Genomic DNA, 15,148 nt, shown 5'->3' on the forward strand with positions numbered 1-15,148 from the left:
AAGCCGCCTGTTCGTGGATATGCCGGGCATGGAGCCAAGCCATGCCTGCTATGTATACGACCGTAGCCGAGGAGGGGTGGTTCCCCAAGAGGTCGGGCGTGGCGCGTGACCCAGCTCTCATCGCACGCCGGGCGCCCCTGACGGGGTGTCGGCGCGCCGGAGGGCGCGGGCACGTCCACGGTGTGCGGAGACGGCCGCAGGGCGCGTACCTGCTGGTATGCGCCCTACGGCCGCCTCCGGGCCTGCCGCACCGCCCCCCTCGGCTGACCAGGCCGAACCGGTGCGGCAGGGGGTCGGACCGGGCCCGCACGCCCTGGCCCGACCATGCGGAAAGTCGGGGATCGGCCGGATCAGTCGGCGAGCTTGTACTCCTCCAGCAGCCGGCGACCGACGATCATCTTCTGGATCTCCGCAGTACCTTCACCGATGAGCAGCATCGGGGCCTCGCGGTACAGACGCTCGATCTCGTACTCCTTGGAGAAGCCGTAGCCGCCGTGGATGCGGAAGGCGTCCTCCACGACCTCCTTGCAGTACTCGGAGGCGAGGTACTTCGCCATGCCGGCCTCGAGGTCGTTGCGCTCGCCGCTGTCCTTCTTGCGGGCGGCCATCACCATCATCTGGTGCGCGGCCTCGACCTTGGTGGCCATCTCGGCGAGCTTGAACTGGATCGCCTGGTGCTCGGCGATCTTCTTGCCGAAGGTGGTGCGCTGCTGGGCGTAGGAGATGCCCAGCTCGAAGGCGCGGCGGGCGACGCCGCAGCCGCGGGCGGCGACGTTGACGCGGCCGACCTCGACGCCGTCCATCATCTGGTAGAAGCCCTTGCCCGGGACGCCGCCGAGGATGCGGTTCGCCGGGATCCGGACGTCCTGGAGCACCAGCTCGGTGGTGTCGACGCCCTTGTAGCCCATCTTCTCGATCTTGCCGGGGACGGTCAGGCCGGGAACCTTGGGGTTCGGGCCGAAGCCGGCCTCCTTCTCGATCAGGAAGGTGGTCATGTTCTTGTACGGGGTGCTGCCGCCCTCGTCGGTCTTGCAGAGGACCGCGACCAGGGTGGAGGTGCCGCCGTTGGTCAGCCACATCTTCTGGCCGTTGAGGACGTAGAACTCGCCGTCCTTGACGCCCTTGGTGGAGATGGCCGCCACGTCGGAGCCGAGGCCCGGCTCGGACATCGAGAAGGCGCCGCGGATCTCGCCGGCGGCCATGCGGGGCAGGAAGTACTCCTTCTGCTCCTGGGTGCCGTGCGCGTTGATCATGTGGGCGACGATGAAGTGCGTGTTGACGATGCCGGAGACGGACATCCAGCCGCGGGCGATCTCCTCGACCACCAGGGCGTAGGTCAGCAGCGACTCGCCGAGGCCGCCGAACTCCTCGGGGATGGTCAGGCCGAACAGGCCGAGCTGCTTCATCCCCTCCACGATGGCGGCGGGGTACTCGTCCTTGTGCTCCAGCTCGGTCGCGACCGGAATGATCTCCTTGTCGACGAAGTCCCGCACGGTGGCGAGGATGTCCCGCTGGATCTCGGTGAGGCCGTCGGTCTGTGCGAGGCGTCCCATCGTGCGGCTCCCTATCTGAAGGCGTGAGGGTGGGGGAGAGACAGCCGTGGCTGTCGGGGAAGTCGTTGTCGGGGGCCCTGCCGGCGTGGCTGCGGCAGCAGGGCCCCCGGGCCGGGGTGGGGTGAGGCCGATGACGGCGGCCTACCCGTCCGGGGTCTCAGGAAGCAGGAGTCGGGCGGCCGGGCTGCTCGCCGCCGCGCTCCTTGATGTACGTCTCGGTCGGCACCATCACCTTGCGGCGGAAGATGCAGACGACCGTGCCGTCCTGCTTGTAGCCCTTGGTCTCGACGTAGACGATGCCGCGGTCGTCCTTGGACTTGGACGGCCACTTGTCGAGGACGGTCGTCTCGCCGTAGATCGTGTCGCCGTGGAAGGTCGGGGCGACGTGGCGCAGCGACTCGATCTCCAGGTTGGCGATCGCCTTGCCGGAGACGTCCGGGACGGACATGCCGAGCAGCAGGGAGTAGATGTAGTTGCCCACCACGACGTTCTTGCCGAAGTCCGTCGTGTTCTCCGCATAGTTGATGTCCATGTGGAGCGGGTGGTGGTTCATGGTGAGCAGGCAGAAGAGGTGGTCGTCGTACTCGGTGACCGTCTTTCCGGGCCAGTGCTTGTAGACCGCGCCGACCTCGAACTCTTCGTAGGTGCGTCCGAACTGCATGGGGTGTCCTTAGAAGAAAGAGGGGGAGGGTCAGGCCTGCGGGGGCTCGAACTTGGAGGTGCGCTCCATGCCGCCGGCGCGGCCCTTGCCGGCGATGACCAGGGCCATCTTGCGGCTGGCCTCGTCGATCATCTCGTCGCCGAGCATCGCGGAGCCCTTGGCGCCGCCCGCCTCGGAGGTGCACCAGTCGTAGGCGTCGAGGATCAGCTCGGCGTGGTCGTAGTCCTCCTGCGAGGGCGAGAAGATCTCGTTCGCGGCGGAGACCTGGTCCGGGTGGAGCACCCACTTGCCGTCGAAGCCGAGGGCGGCGGCGCGGCGGGCGACCGCCTTGTAGCCGTCCTGGTTGCGGATCTGCAGGTAGGGGCCGTCGATGGCCTGCAGGTCGTTGGCGCGGGCGGCCATCAGGATGCGCATCAGGATGTAGTGGTACGCGTCCGCGTCGTAGCCGGGCGGCTGCTCGCCGACGACCAGCGACTTCATGTTGATCGAGGCCATGAAGTCGGCCGGGCCGAAGATGATGGTCTCCAGCCGGGGCGAGGCGGTCGCGATCGCGTCGACGTTGATCAGGCCCTTGGCGTTCTCGATCTGCGCCTCGATGCCGATCTTGCCGACCTCGAAGCCCATGGTCTTCTCGATCTGGGTGAGCAGCAGGTCGAGTGCCTTGACCTGCTCGGCGTCCTGGACCTTCGGCAGCATGATGCAGTCGAGGTTCGGGCCGGCGCCCTCGACGACGGTGATGACGTCGCGGTACGTCCAGTGCGTCGTCCAGTCGTTGACCCGGACGACCTTGGTCTTGTTGCCCCAGTCGCCGTTGTTCAGGGCGTCGACGATGTTGTGCCGGGCGCTCTCCTTGACCAGCGGGGCGCAGGCGTCCTCCAGGTCGAGGAAGACCTGGTCGGCGGGCAGGCCCTGGGCCTTCTCCAGGAAGCGGGGGTTGCTGCCGGGTACGGCCAGGCAGGAACGGCGCGGGCGCAGGCGGTTCACGGTCATGGGGGTGGTTCGTCCTTCCGGGGTCAGCTGGTCGCGGCGGTGGTCGCGGCCCACGGCTGGAGCCTGTTGGCGAGCCGGATCTCGTCCACGATCCGGCCGATGATGGTGGTGATGCCGAAGTCCTTCGGAGTGAAGACCGCGGCGACACCGGCGGCCTTGAGGGCCTCGGCGTCCGCAGCGGGGATGATGCCACCGACGATCACGGGCACATCCTCCACCCCGGCGCGGCGCAGCCGCTGCAGGACGTCGGGCACCAGCTCGGGGTGGGCACCCGAGAGGATGGACAGGCCGACGCAGTGGACGTCCTCGGCGACGGACGCCGAGACGATCTGCTCCGGTGTGAGCCGGATGCCCTGGTAGACCACCTCGAAGCCGGCGTCGCGGGCCCGGACGGCGATCTGCTCGGCGCCGTTGGAGTGCCCGTCCAGCCCCGGCTTGCCGACCAGCAGGCGGAGCTTGCCGGTGCCGAGCTCGGCGGCCGTTGCGGCGACCGCCTCGCGGACGGCGGCGAGCTCGCCGCCGGCCTCGGCCGCCACCGCGACCGGGGCGCCGCCCACGCCGGTGGGGGCGCGGTACTCGCCGAACACCTCGCGCAGCGCGAAGGACCATTCGCCGGTGGTGACGCCCGCGCGGGCGCAGGCGAGGGTGGCCGGCATCAGGTTGTCGCTGGTCGTCGCGGTGGCCTTGAGCTGCTCCAGGGCGGTCTGCGCGGCCGCCTCGTCGCGCGCGGCGCGCCACTTCTCCAGGCCGGCGAGCACGGAGCGCTCGGAGGCCGGGTCCACCACCATGATCGCGGTGTCGAGGTCCGCGGTGAGCGGGCTCTCCTCGGTGGTGTCGAAGCAGTTCACTCCGACGATCTTGTCCTCGCCGGCCTCGATCCGGGCGCGGCGGGCCGCGTGCGAGGCGACCAGGTTGGACTTGAGGTAGCCGGACTCGACGGCCGGGATGACCCCGCCCATCTCCAGCACCTTGGCGATCTCGGCCTCGGCGCCGGCGAGCAGCTCCTCGGTCTTGGCCTCGACCACCGTGGAGCCGTTGAAGATGTCGCCGTACTCGAGCAGGTCGGACTCGTAGGCCAGCACCTGCTGGATTCGCAGCGACCACTGCTGGTCCCACGGGCGGGGCAGGCCGAGGGCCTCGTTCCACGCGGGCAGCTGGACGGCGCGGGCGCGGGCGTCCTTGGACAGCGTGACGGCGAGCATCTCCAGCACGATGCGCTGGACGTTGTTCTCCGGCTGGGCCTCGGTGAGACCGAGCGAGTTGACCTGGACGCCGTAGCGGAACCGGCGCTGCTTGGTGTCCTCGATGCCGTAGCGCTCGCGGGTGACCTTCTCCCAGAGCCGGGAGAAGGCCCGCATCTTGCACATCTCCTCGACGAAGCGGACGCCCGCGTTCACGAAGAAGGAGATCCGGCCGACGACCTCGCCCATCCGCTCGGCCGGCACCTGGCCGGAGTCGCGGACGGCGTCGAGGACGGCGATCGCGGTGCACATCGAGTACGCGATCTCCTGGACGGGGGTGGCCCCGGCCTCCTGCAGGTGGTAGCTGCAGATGTTGATCGGGTTCCACTTGGGGATGTTCGCGACCGTGTAGGCGATCATGTCGGTGATCAGCCGGACGGACGGCCCGGGCGGGAAGACGTGCGTCCCGCGCGACAGGTACTCCTTGACGATGTCGTTCTGGGTGGTGCCGGTGAGCTTGGCGATGTCCGCGCCCTGCTCCTCGGCGACCACCTGGTAGAGCGCCAGCAGCCACATCGCGGTGGCGTTGATCGTCATGGAGGTGTTGGTCTGCTCGAGCGGGATGCCGTCGAACAGGGTGCGCATGTCGCCGACGTGGCCCACCGGGACGCCGACCCGGCCGACCTCGCCGCGGGCGAGGACGTGGTCCGAGTCGTAGCCGGTCTGCGTGGGCAGGTCGAAGGCGACGGACAGGCCCGTCTGACCCTTCGCCAGGTTCCGCCGGTAGAGCGCGTTGGAGTCGCTCGCGGTGGAGTGCCCGGCGTAGGTCCGCATCAGCCACGGACGGTCGCGATCTGCCATCAGATGTTCCGGAAGCGGTTGATCGCCGGCAGGTGCTTGGCACGCAGCTCGTGGTCGCGGACGCCCATGCCCTCCTCGGGGGCCAGGCAGAGCACGCCGACCTTGCCCTGGTGCTTGTTGTGGTGCACGTCGATGGCGGCCTGGCCGGTCTCCTCCAGGGAGTAGACCTTGGAGAGGGTCGGGTGGATCTTGCCCTTGGCGACCAGGCGGTTGGCCTCGAACGCCTCGCGGTAGTTGGCGAAGTGCGAACCGACGATGCGCTTCAGCGACATCCACAGGTAGCGGTTGTCGTACTGGTGCATGTAGCCGGAGGTGGAGGCGCAGGTGACGATGGTGCCGCCCTTGCGGGTGACGTACACCGAGGCGCCGAAGGTCTCGCGGCCCGGGTGCTCGAAGACGATGTCCACGTCCTCGCCGCCGGTGAACTCGCGGATCTTGCTGCCCAGGCGCTTCCACTCGCGCGGGTCCTGGTTGTTCTCGTCCTTCCAGAACTTGTAGCCCTCGGCGGAGCGGTCGATGATCGCCTCGGCGCCCATGGCGCGGCAGATCTCGGCCTTGGCGTCGTTGGAGACCACGCAGATCGGGGTGGCGCCGCCGGCCAGCGCGTACTGGGTGGCGTAGGAGCCGAGGCCGCCGCTGGCACCCCAGATCAGCACGTTGTCGCCCTGCTTCATGCCGGCGCCGTTGCGGGAGACCAGCTGGCGGTAGGCGGTGGAGTTGACCAGGCCCGGGGAGGCGGCCTCCTCCCAGGTGAGGTGCTTCGGCTTGGGCAGCAGCTGGTTGGTCTTCACCAGGGCGATCTCGGCGAGGCCGCCGAAGTTGGTCTCGAAGCCCCAGATGCGCTGCTCCGGGTCCATCATCGTGTCGTTGTGGCCGTCCGGGGACTCCAGCTCGACCGAGAGGCAGTGCGCGACGACCTCGTCACCGGGCTTCCAGGCGTTCACGCCGGCGCCGGTGCGCAGGACGACGCCCGCGAGGTCCGAGCCGAGGATGTGGTACGGCAGGTCGTGGCGCTTGGTCAGCGGCGACAGACGGCCGTAGCGCTCCAGGAAGCCGAAGGTGGAGACCGGCTCGAAGATCGAGCTCCACACGGTGTTGTAGTTGACGGAGCTCGCCATGACGGCGACCAGGGCCTCGCCCGGGCCGAGCTCCGGCAGGGGGACCTCGTCCAGGTGGAGGGACTTGCGGGGGTCCTTGTCGCGGCTGGCGAGGCCGGCGAACATCTGCTCCTCGTCCTTGTGGAGCGTCACCGCCCGGTAGGACTCCGGCAGCTTGATCGCGGCGAAGTCCGCCGAGGTGCTGTCGGAGCTGAGGATCGCGTCGAGGATTTCGTTCATGGCTGCCTCCGAAGGCGTACCTGTGTGAGGGCACAGGGCGTCTGGGGGAGCCGGGAGCGGACACCGGCTTCGCTGAGGGTCTGTGGGTGGGTGGTCGACTGTCTGCGACGGATGTGGTGTCGCCGAGGTCGTACGTGCCCCCGAGGTCTGGGGACGCCGGACGCGGCGCGCCGAGGTGGGGAGCCGCGGCGCCGCGACTGGTGGGTAACAAGGTAGTGGCACCCTGTGCCACTCGTAAAGACACCGGGTGTCATCAGTTCGAGTGATGTGGATCGCTGTTCGAGGCGGCCCGGTGCGACATGCGCGAAGGCCCGCCCCCGGGCTGCGGGGACGGGCCTTCGAAACGCTCTTGACCTGCTGAAACGCCGGGATCAGACCGTCCGGGCGCCACTCAGGGCGGACTTGATCGAGTCCAGGACGAGGTCCAGCGGGGCGTCGGTGCGGGCCACTGTGATGAGCACCTCACCGCCGGGGCTGGCGCTCAGTGCGCTCACCGCCGCGTCCTCCAGGGCCGACCCGGTGTCACCACTGGCACCGGGTGCCACGGGAGTGCCACGGCGTCGCACACCGCTCGGCGGGGTCGCCCAGAACGTGCCCCGGATGACCTCGAAGGAGTGGTCCAGCTGCGCCTCCACGTCCCCGTGGCCGCCCGCCCGCAGCCAGCGGCGCAGCACGTGGTTGTGGGCCGCCACCACGGCCGCCGCGGACACCTCGGCCAGCATCGAGTCGTCGTCCCCGCCGCGCTGCCAGCCCGGCGGGATCTGCTCGACCGCGTCGAAGCGGCCCAGCAGGTAGCGGGTGAACAACCGCTCGTACCGGGCGACCACCGCGATCTCCCGCTCGCGCAGCGCCGGCACCTGCCGGATCAGCTGGTAGCGCGCCACCGAGACGCCCGGCGTGGAGGCGTACATCCGCAGCACCTCCTTGATGCCGCGGCAGACCACGTCCAGCGGGTGCTCCTCCGGCTGGGCGCTCGCCAGCAGGTCGGCCACCCGGACCAGGGTGTCGTCGTGGTCCGGGAAGATCGCCTCCTCCTTGGACCGGAAGTAGCGGAAGAAGGTCCGCCGCGCCACGCCCGCCTCGGCGGCGATCTGATCGACCGTCGTCTCCTCGTAGCCCTGGTTGGCGAACAGGTCCATGGCCGCCGCCGCCAGCTCCTGGCGCATCTGCCGGCGCTGCGCCGCGGCCCGCCGGCCGCCCTGGCCGCCCTCGGGGCGGACGCCGTCCAGCGGTGCGCGGGACGGCTGCTGCACGGCTGACTGTTCCCGATCCATGCCCGGAACGCTACACGCCCCGGGCACCGCGCCGGCCGGCCGCGCCCGTCGGACCGGGGCGGCCGGCGGCACCACGGCGGGCCGCGGCCAGCGGGGCGGCAGCTGGCCCTGGTTCCAGGCCGGCCGGGCGGTCGGCGCGACATTGCTCCGAGGCAGTCTGCCTCCGGGCTCGGTGTTCATGGCGACTCCTTGCTGCGAGGCGGCTGTTCGGTCGGATGTGCCGGGCGGGCCGCCGCCCCCGCCGGGGACGGCCGGCGGCGGCCCGCGGCGCGTCAGCGCCGCGCGTGGTCGCGGAAGCCGCGGCCGGTCTTGCGTCCGAGGCAGCCCGCCGCGACCAGGTGCTCCAGCAGCGGGGCGGCAGCCAGGCCGGGCTCGCGGAACTCCTGGTGCAGCACCTGCTCGATGGTCAGTGAGACGTCCAGGCCGACCACGTCCAGCAGCTCGAACGGGCCCATCGGGTAGCCGCAGCCGAGCTTCATCGCGGTGTCGATGTCGTCCACCGTCGCGTAGTGCTCCTGCAGCATCCGCACCGCGTCGTTCAGGTACGGGAAGAGCAGCGCGTTGACGATGAAGCCGGCCCGGTCGCCGCACTCCACCGCGTGCTTCTTCACCTTCGCGCACAGCTCAAGCACGGTGGCGGTGACGTCCGGCGCGGTGAGCACCGTGGAGACCACCTCGACCAGCTTCATGGCCGGCGCCGGGTTGAAGAAGTGCATGCCGATCACGTCCTGCGGCCGCGAGGTCGCGGTCGCGCAGCTGATCACCGGCAGGCTGGAGGTGGTGGTGGCGAGCACCGCGCCCGGCTTGACGATCTTGTCCAGGGTGGCGAACAGCTCGCGCTTGACCTCCAGGTCCTCGGCGACCGCCTCGACCACCAGGTCCACCCCGGCCAGGTCGGCGTAGCTGCCGGTCGGGGTGACCAGCGCCAGCGCCGCGTCCCGCGCCTCGGCGCTGAGCCGGCCCCGGGAGACCGAGCGCTCCAGCGACTTGGCCAGCTGCGCCTTGGCGAGGTCCGCCTTCTCCTGGCTGCGGGCCGCGAGCAGCACCGGCAGGCCGGACTTGGCGAAGACCTCGACGATGCCGGTGGCCATGGTGCCCGAGCCGCAGACGCCGATGCTCGCGACCGTCCGGCCCGCGACCCGGGTGCCTGCCGCGGCCGAAGCCTCGGCGACCACCCGCGAGGAGCCGGGCGCCTCGTAGCTGTAGAAGCCGCGGCCGGACTTGCGGCCGAGCAGGCCCGCCGCGGCCAGCTGGCCGAGGATCGGGGCCGGCGCGTGCAGCCGGTCCTTCGACTGCTCGTACATCGCCTCCAGCACGGTGCGGGCGGTGTCGATGCCGATCAGGTCGAGCAGCGCCAGCGGGCCCATCGGCAGGCCGCAGCCGAGCCGCATGGCGGCGTCGATGTCCTCGCGGGTGGCGTACCGCGACTCGAACATCGCGGCGGCCTGGTTGAGGTACGCGAAGAGCAGGCCGTTGACGATGAAGCCGGCCCGGTCGCCGGCCGCGACCGGCTCCTTGCCCAGGTCGCGGGCGAAGGCGGCGGCGTCCTCGGCGGCCTGCGGCGAGGTCAGCACGGTGCGCACGACCTCGACGAGCTTCATCGTGTGCACCGGGTTGAAGAAGTGCAGGCCCAGCACGCGCTCCGGGCGGGCGGTGGCGGCCGCGATCCGGGTCACCGACAGTGCGGTGGTACCGGTCGCCAGCACCGTCTCCGGCGGGCAGATGCGGTCCAGTTCGGCGAAGATCTCCCGCTTCAGCTCCAGCTGCTCGGGCACCTCCTCGATCACCAGGTCGGCGGCGGCCGCGGCGTCGAGCCGGTCGCCGACCGTGATCAGGGCGAGCAGCGCGGTGCGCTCCTCGGCGGTCAGCCGCTCGCGCTGCACCGCGTGCGCGGTGGCCTCCTCGATCCGGGCCAGGGCCCGGACCGCGGCGTCGGCGTCGGCCTCGATGCCGAGCACCCGTCGGCCGCTCTTCGCGATCGCCACGGCGATGCCGGCACCCATGGTGCCGAGACCGACCACGGCGACAGTGGGGAAGGGACGCTCCATTGTCCTGACTCCTTGTCATGGGCCCGCGCAGCGCTCGGGCGCGGCCGGCCGCTCGACGGCGAGCGGCGGCCGGGGCACGCCGGAGGAGGGTGTGGCTGCGCGGGTGTGCGGGAAGGCGGGGCGGCCCCGCGGAGCACGAACCGGTCCGCTCCGGTCGTGCCGCGGATGTGCCGAGATGCTCAGGCGCGCCGAGAGAAGGACGGACGGCACTGAACTGCTGAAGGGAGAAGACGGCCGCGAGGGCCGGGACACCCGCACCGGGGCGTCCGCGCAATGCCGCGGCGCCGACCACGCCGGTGCGGCTCCCGAGGCCCGGCGCTGGTGCGTGCCGGTCACTGTAGCGGAGTTACCGCCGAGTAGGAAGAGTGCCGCGCGGAGCGGAACCGGCCGGGGAAAGCACGGCGGCCCGCCGGGAGAACCCGGCGGGCCGCTGCGGTGGAACGGGAGGGGTCAGTGCGCCATCACGGGGACGGCGTCCTCCTTGGCCGCGCCCTCGGCGGTCGCGTGGACCTCGGGACGGCCGGTGTTGATCAGGACTGCGGCGACCGTGGCGGCGAGCACCAGGATGCCGAAGGACCACCAGATCGCGGTCGAGAAGCCGTGCACCATGCCCTGCAGCTGGAGCAGCTGCTTCGGTGCGCCGTCCTTGGCGTGCGAGGTCAGGTACGCGGTGGTGGCGCTGGCCGCGATGGTGTTCAGCAGCGCGGTGCCGATGGCGCCGCCGACCTGCTGCGAGGTGTTGACCATGGCCGAGGCGACACCCGCGTCGCGCGGCTCGACGCCGTGCGTGGCCATGCTCATCGCCGGCATGAACGCGGTGCCCATGCCGAGGCCCATCAGGATCAGACCGGGCAGGATCAGCGCCGGGTAGGAGCTGTTCACGTCGATCTGGGTGAGGATCAGCATGCCCAGCGAGGCGACCAGGAAGCCGGGCACCATCAGGTAGCGCGGCGGCACGCGGGTCATCAGCCGGGCGCCGATCTGGGTCGAGCCGGTGATCATGCCCGCCACCATCGGCAGGAAGGCGAGGCCGCTGGTGACCGGGCTGTAGCCGAGCACCACCTGCAGGTAGTAGGTGAGGAACAGGAACAGGCCGAACATGCCGATCACCGCGAGGCCCAGCGACAGGTAGACACCGCCGCGGTTGCGCTCGGTGATGACGCGCATCGGCAGCAGCGGCGCGGAGACCTTGCTCTCCACCACGGCGAACGCGGCGAGCAGCACGGCGGCGGCGGCGAACAGGCCGACGGTGATACCGGCCGACCAGCCGTCCGACTCGGCGCGGGTGAAGGCGTAGACGAGGGAGACCAGGCCGCCGGTGACCAGCAGCACGCCGGGGATGTCCAGGCGGTTGCGGTTGCGGCTGCCGACCGGCTCGCGGATCACCATCACCGCGCCGAGGATCGCGACCACGGCGAACGGGATGTTGACGTAGAAGGTCCAGCGCCAGTTCAGGTACTCGGTGAGCAGGCCGCCCAGGATCAGGCCGATGGCACCGCCGCCGCCGGCGATGGCGCCGTAGATGCCGAAGGCCTTGGCGCGCTCCTTGGCCTCGGTGAACATCACCGCGAGCAGCGAGAGCGCGGCCGGGGCGAGCAGGGCGCCGAAGACGCCCTGGAGGGCACGGGCACCGAGCAGCATCGGGGTGTTGACGGCGGCGCCGCCGATCGCGGACGCCAGCGCGAAGCCGGTGAGGCCGATGATGAAGGTCCGCCTGCGGCCCCACAGGTCGGCGATCCGGCCGCCGAACAGGAGCAGGCCGCCGAAGGCCAGCGCGTAGGCGGTGATCACCCACTGGCGGTTGCCGTCGGAGATGCCGAGGTCGTGCTGCGCGGAGGGCAGCGCGATGTTCACGACGGTCGCGTCGAGGACGACCATCAGCTGGGCCAGGCCGATGAAGACGAGTGCCTTCCATCGGCGCGGATCGGCCTGGAGGCCGGTTTCGGACATGGGGGTACCCACTAACGTGCGTTGCGTGTGGTCGGGTCGGTCAGTCGGCGCGCTTGAGGTCCTCGAAGGACGCGGCACGGCCGGGAAGTACGGAGGTCGCCGGGGCCCGCAGGCCGTCCAGGAAGACCTGCAGGTGGCGATGGACGAACTGGTCGAGATCGAGGCATCCGGTGCCCGGGAGCGGGCGGGTGAGCTGGGTGACGCCGAGGAAGTAGTCGCCGACCCCGATGTCGGCGCGCAGCTGCCCGCTCGCGTGGGCGCGGGCGATGAGCTCGGCGGCGGCGGCACTCAGCCGCAGCCTCGCGCTCTCCAGCTCGGGGTCGTCGTGGTCGATGTGGTCGGAGAGCATCGGGCAGAGCGCGCCGATGCGCTCGTCCGCGGCGGCGTGCGTGAACCGGGCGAGGCCCTCGAAGGCGTCCGGATCCGTCAGGCCGGCCTCCGCGTGCTCCAGCACCCGGGTCAGCACCGAGAGGGTGACGTGGTGCAGCAGCTCGCGCCGGTCGGAGAAGTTACGGTAGAGCGTGGCGTTGCCGACCCCGGCCCTGCGGGCGATCTCGTCGAGCGGCGCGTCCGCGCCGTGCTCCACGATCGCCTCGCGGGCGGCGGTGATGATCCGCGCGCGGTTGCGGCTGGCGTCCGCACGGAGCCGCTGGCCGGCAGGCTTGGCGCTGACGGTGGTCATCGGACTCCCTTCCCTTCCGGGGACTCGTTCCCCGTTTGTGCGAACACCGGGTTAAACGGGGAGTCGGTCCCCGGAAATTCCCCCTCCGGTGTGACCTGCGCCACAGTTCGGGAAATGGCTGATTCACCCTCCCCGGGCGGCCCCACCGCGGGGCGGTCCCCCACCTCGGCCGCCGCGGGCGGCAGCATGGGCCCATGGGCAGCGCGCAGACCAGGGACGAGCTGGTGGAACGGGCCGAGGAGGCCGCCGCGGAACTCGCCGGGGCGGGGGTGGACGCCCTCGCCCTCGGCTGGGTGGACAACGCCGGCGTGACCCGGGCCAAGGCGGTGCCGGTCGCCCGCCTGCCGCACGCCGTCCGGTACGGCGTCGGCGCCTCCCCCTGCTTCGACTCCTTCCTCGCCGACGACTCGATGGCCCCCGGCGGCGGCCCGGTCGGCGACCTCCGCCTCGTCCCCGACCTCGACGCGCTGGTGCCGCTCGCCGCCCAGCCCGGCTGGGCCTGGGCGCCGGTCGACCGCCGCCGCCAGGACGGCGCCCCGCACCCCGGCTGCCAGCGCTGGTTCGCCCGCCGCACCGAGCAGGCGCTCGCCGCCCGCGGACTCGCGGTGCGGGCCGGCTTCGAGATCGAGTGGGTCGTCGACCGGGACGGCGCACCGGAGGGCGGCGCCGCCTACGGCATGGACCGGCTGGTCGAGCGTTCCGACTACCTGCGCGACGTGCTCCGCGCCCTGGAGGCGCAGCGGCTCGCCGTCCTGCAGATCCACCCCGAGTACACGCCCGGCCAGTTCGAGGTCTCCGTCGCCGCTGACGGCCCCGTCCGGGCCGCCGACACCGCATTGCTGGTGCGGCAGACCGTCCGGGCGGTCTCGGCCCACCACGGGCTGCGCGCCTCGTTCGCCCCGGTGGTGGCGCCCGACGGCGTCGGCAACGGCTGCCACCTGCACCTCAGCCTCTGGCAGGACGGGCGGAACCTGCACGCCGACGGACCCGGCCCGCACGGCCTCACCGCGCAGGCGGAGTCCTTCCTCGCCGGCGTCCTGGAGGAACTGCCCGCCCTGCTGGTGCTCGGCGCGCCGAGCCCGGCCAGCCACCTGCGCCTGGTGCCCGGCCGCTGGGCCGGCCCGTACCGCTGCTGGGGTCTGGAGAACCGGGAGGCCGCGCTGCGGCTGATCACCGGCTCCGCGCCGGACCAGGCCAACGCGGAGGTGAAGTGCTTCGACGCGGCCGCCAACCCCTACCTCGCCGTCGGCGGCACGCTCGCGGCCGGCCTCGCCGGGCTGGACGCCGGCCTGCGGCTGCCACCCGAGGTGACCGGCGACCCGGCCCGCACACACGGGGTCGAACGGCTGCCGCACGGGGCGGCCGCCGCGCTCTCCGCCTTCCGCGCCTGCGCCCCGCTGCGGACGGCGATGGGGGAGGAGCTCTACCGCGCGGTGCTGGACGTCCGCGAGGCCGAGATCGCCCGCTTCGCCGGGCTGGACGCGCGGCAGCTGGTCGAGGCCACCCTCCGGCGGTACTGACCGGTGCTGGTCGACCACCACTGCCACGGCGTCGTCGTCGCCGACCTGGACGAGGCCGCGTTCGGGGCGCTGATCACCGAGTCGGACCGGCCACCCGCACCCGGCACCTCGCCCTTCGACAGCGCGATCGGGCTGGCCGTCCGCCGCTGGTGCCCGCCACTGCTGGGCCTGCCCGCCCTGGCGGAGCCGGCCGACTACCTCGCGGCGCGCCGGCAGGCGGGCGCCGCGGAGGCCGCCGCCCGGATGCTCGCCGGGGCCGGCCTGGCCGACCTGCTGGTCGACACCGGACTCACCGAGGCCGACGGCCGTCCGCTGCTGCCGCCCGCCGACCTGGCCGCCCTCGCCGGGGCACGGCCCCACGAGGTGGTGCGGCTGGAGGCGGTGGCCGCCGGGGTCCGCGCACCCGCGCCGCACTGGCCGGACGCGGTCGCCGAGGCGCTGGCCGGGGCCTGCGCCGAGGCGGTCGCGGTGAAGTCGGTGCTCGCCTACCGCGCCGGTCTGGACATCCCGGGCGACCCGCCCGCCCGCTCCGAGGTGGTGCGGGCCGCCGGCGCCCGCCCGGACGGCCGGATCACCGATCCGGTGCTGCTGCGCCACCTGCTGTGGACGGCCGTCGGCCTCGGGCTGCCGATCCAGCTGCACACCGGCTTCGGCGACCCGGACCTGCGGCTGCACCGGGCCGACCCGGCGCTGCTGGTGGACTTCGTCCGCGCGGTGGAGCCGGACGGCGTGCCACTGGTGCTGCTCCACGGCTACCCGTACCACCGGCAGGCGGCCTGGCTGGCTCAGGCCTTCCCGCACGTCCATGTGGACGTCGGGCTGACCCTGTCGTACACCGGGCCGCGGGCCGCCGCGGTGCTCGGCGAGGTGCTCGAACTCGCGCCCTTCGGCAAGGTGTTGTTCTCCACCGACGCCTACGGGCTGCCCGAGCTGTACCCCGTCGGCGTGGCGCAGTTCCGGCGGGCGCTCGCCGCGGTGCTGGACGGCTGGCAGGCGGCCGGGGACTGCACCGCAGCGGACGCCGCGCGCGTCACCGAGATGCTCGGGCACGGCAACGCCCGTCGGCTGTACGGGATCTGACAGCCTGCGGG

General features: G+C 72.0%; 11 protein-coding genes. 2 read left to right on the forward strand and 9 right to left on the reverse strand.

The window, feature by feature from the left end:
- Positions 1 to 350: 350 nt before the first annotated feature.
- From AB0P35_RS24200 to AB0P35_RS24240, 9 genes are all read right to left on the reverse strand, one after another.
- Positions 351 to 1,553 carry an acyl-CoA dehydrogenase family protein gene (locus AB0P35_RS24200; RefSeq protein WP_095872690.1) on the reverse strand — a complete coding sequence of 401 codons (1,203 nt, stop codon included), beginning with the start codon at positions 1,551 to 1,553 and terminating at the stop codon, positions 351 to 353.
- A gap of 157 nt (positions 1,554 to 1,710) precedes the next feature.
- On the reverse strand, positions 1,711 to 2,214 hold the full coding sequence (locus AB0P35_RS24205) for a MaoC family dehydratase (RefSeq protein WP_095872689.1): 504 nt from the start codon (positions 2,212 to 2,214) through the stop codon (positions 1,711 to 1,713).
- A 30-nt stretch (positions 2,215 to 2,244) separates the two neighbouring features.
- Positions 2,245 to 3,204, reverse strand: coding sequence for a CoA ester lyase (locus AB0P35_RS24210; RefSeq protein WP_095872688.1), 960 nt, complete (start codon positions 3,202 to 3,204; stop codon positions 2,245 to 2,247).
- 23 nt (positions 3,205 to 3,227) lie between these two features.
- Positions 3,228 to 5,246, reverse strand: coding sequence for a protein meaA (locus AB0P35_RS24215; protein ID WP_095872687.1), 2,019 nt, complete (start codon positions 5,244 to 5,246; stop codon positions 3,228 to 3,230).
- Positions 5,246 to 6,583, reverse strand: a complete 1,338-nt coding sequence (ccrA, locus tag AB0P35_RS24220) for a crotonyl-CoA carboxylase/reductase (RefSeq protein WP_363514052.1) — start codon at positions 6,581 to 6,583, stop codon at positions 5,246 to 5,248. Before ccrA ends, AB0P35_RS24215 begins: the two co-directional genes overlap by 1 nt.
- Positions 6,584 to 6,954: 371 nt before the next feature.
- Positions 6,955 to 7,857, reverse strand: coding sequence for a TetR family transcriptional regulator (locus tag AB0P35_RS24225; protein WP_363514055.1), 903 nt, complete (start codon positions 7,855 to 7,857; stop codon positions 6,955 to 6,957).
- A 272-nt stretch (positions 7,858 to 8,129) separates the two neighbouring features.
- Positions 8,130 to 9,905: a 3-hydroxybutyryl-CoA dehydrogenase gene (locus AB0P35_RS24230; protein WP_363514058.1), complete on the reverse strand. Its 1,776-nt coding sequence runs from the start codon at positions 9,903 to 9,905 to the stop codon at positions 8,130 to 8,132.
- A gap of 450 nt (positions 9,906 to 10,355) precedes the next feature.
- A complete protein-coding gene (locus AB0P35_RS24235; protein ID WP_363514061.1) occupies positions 10,356 to 11,855 on the reverse strand; it encodes an MFS transporter in 1,500 nt (499 codons plus the stop codon).
- Positions 11,856 to 11,895: 40 nt separating this feature from the next.
- The gene (locus AB0P35_RS24240) at positions 11,896 to 12,537 is read right to left on the reverse strand and encodes a helix-turn-helix domain-containing protein (RefSeq protein ID WP_363514064.1); all 642 of its coding nucleotides are present in this window, start codon (positions 12,535 to 12,537) and stop codon (positions 11,896 to 11,898) included.
- 194 nt (positions 12,538 to 12,731) lie between these two features.
- On the opposite strand from AB0P35_RS24240, the gene AB0P35_RS24245 reads away from it, so the two are divergent.
- Positions 12,732 to 14,057, forward strand: coding sequence for a glutamine synthetase family protein (locus AB0P35_RS24245; protein WP_363514067.1), 1,326 nt, complete (start codon positions 12,732 to 12,734; stop codon positions 14,055 to 14,057).
- Between the two features lie 3 nt (positions 14,058 to 14,060).
- Positions 14,061 to 15,137, forward strand: coding sequence for an amidohydrolase family protein (locus tag AB0P35_RS24250; protein WP_363514070.1), 1,077 nt, complete (start codon positions 14,061 to 14,063; stop codon positions 15,135 to 15,137).
- The last annotated feature ends 11 nt before the right edge of the window (positions 15,138 to 15,148 follow it).

Source organism: Kitasatospora sp. NPDC085879 (assembly GCF_040686255.1).
Lineage (GTDB): Bacteria > Actinomycetota > Actinomycetes > Streptomycetales > Streptomycetaceae > Kitasatospora.

What these genes read in the sequence shown, in the direction of transcription:
- AB0P35_RS24200 (WP_095872690.1), bottom strand. Translation starts at nt 1,553, where the DNA reads ATGGGACGCCTCGCACAGACCGACGGCCTCACCGAGATCCAGCGGGAC.
- AB0P35_RS24205 (WP_095872689.1), bottom strand. Translation starts at nt 2,214, where the DNA reads ATGCAGTTCGGACGCACCTACGAAGAGTTCGAGGTCGGCGCGGTCTAC.
- AB0P35_RS24210 (WP_095872688.1), bottom strand. Translation starts at nt 3,204, where the DNA reads ATGACCGTGAACCGCCTGCGCCCGCGCCGTTCCTGCCTGGCCGTACCC.
- AB0P35_RS24215 (WP_095872687.1), bottom strand. Translation starts at nt 5,246, where the DNA reads ATGGCAGATCGCGACCGTCCGTGGCTGATGCGGACCTACGCCGGGCAC.
- ccrA (WP_363514052.1), bottom strand. Translation starts at nt 6,583, where the DNA reads ATGAACGAAATCCTCGACGCGATCCTCAGCTCCGACAGCACCTCGGCG.
- AB0P35_RS24225 (WP_363514055.1), bottom strand. Translation starts at nt 7,857, where the DNA reads ATGGATCGGGAACAGTCAGCCGTGCAGCAGCCGTCCCGCGCACCGCTG.
- AB0P35_RS24230 (WP_363514058.1), bottom strand. Translation starts at nt 9,905, where the DNA reads ATGGAGCGTCCCTTCCCCACTGTCGCCGTGGTCGGTCTCGGCACCATG.
- AB0P35_RS24235 (WP_363514061.1), bottom strand. Translation starts at nt 11,855, where the DNA reads ATGTCCGAAACCGGCCTCCAGGCCGATCCGCGCCGATGGAAGGCACTC.
- AB0P35_RS24240 (WP_363514064.1), bottom strand. Translation starts at nt 12,537, where the DNA reads ATGACCACCGTCAGCGCCAAGCCTGCCGGCCAGCGGCTCCGTGCGGAC.
- AB0P35_RS24245 (WP_363514067.1), top strand. Translation starts at nt 12,732, where the DNA reads ATGGGCAGCGCGCAGACCAGGGACGAGCTGGTGGAACGGGCCGAGGAG.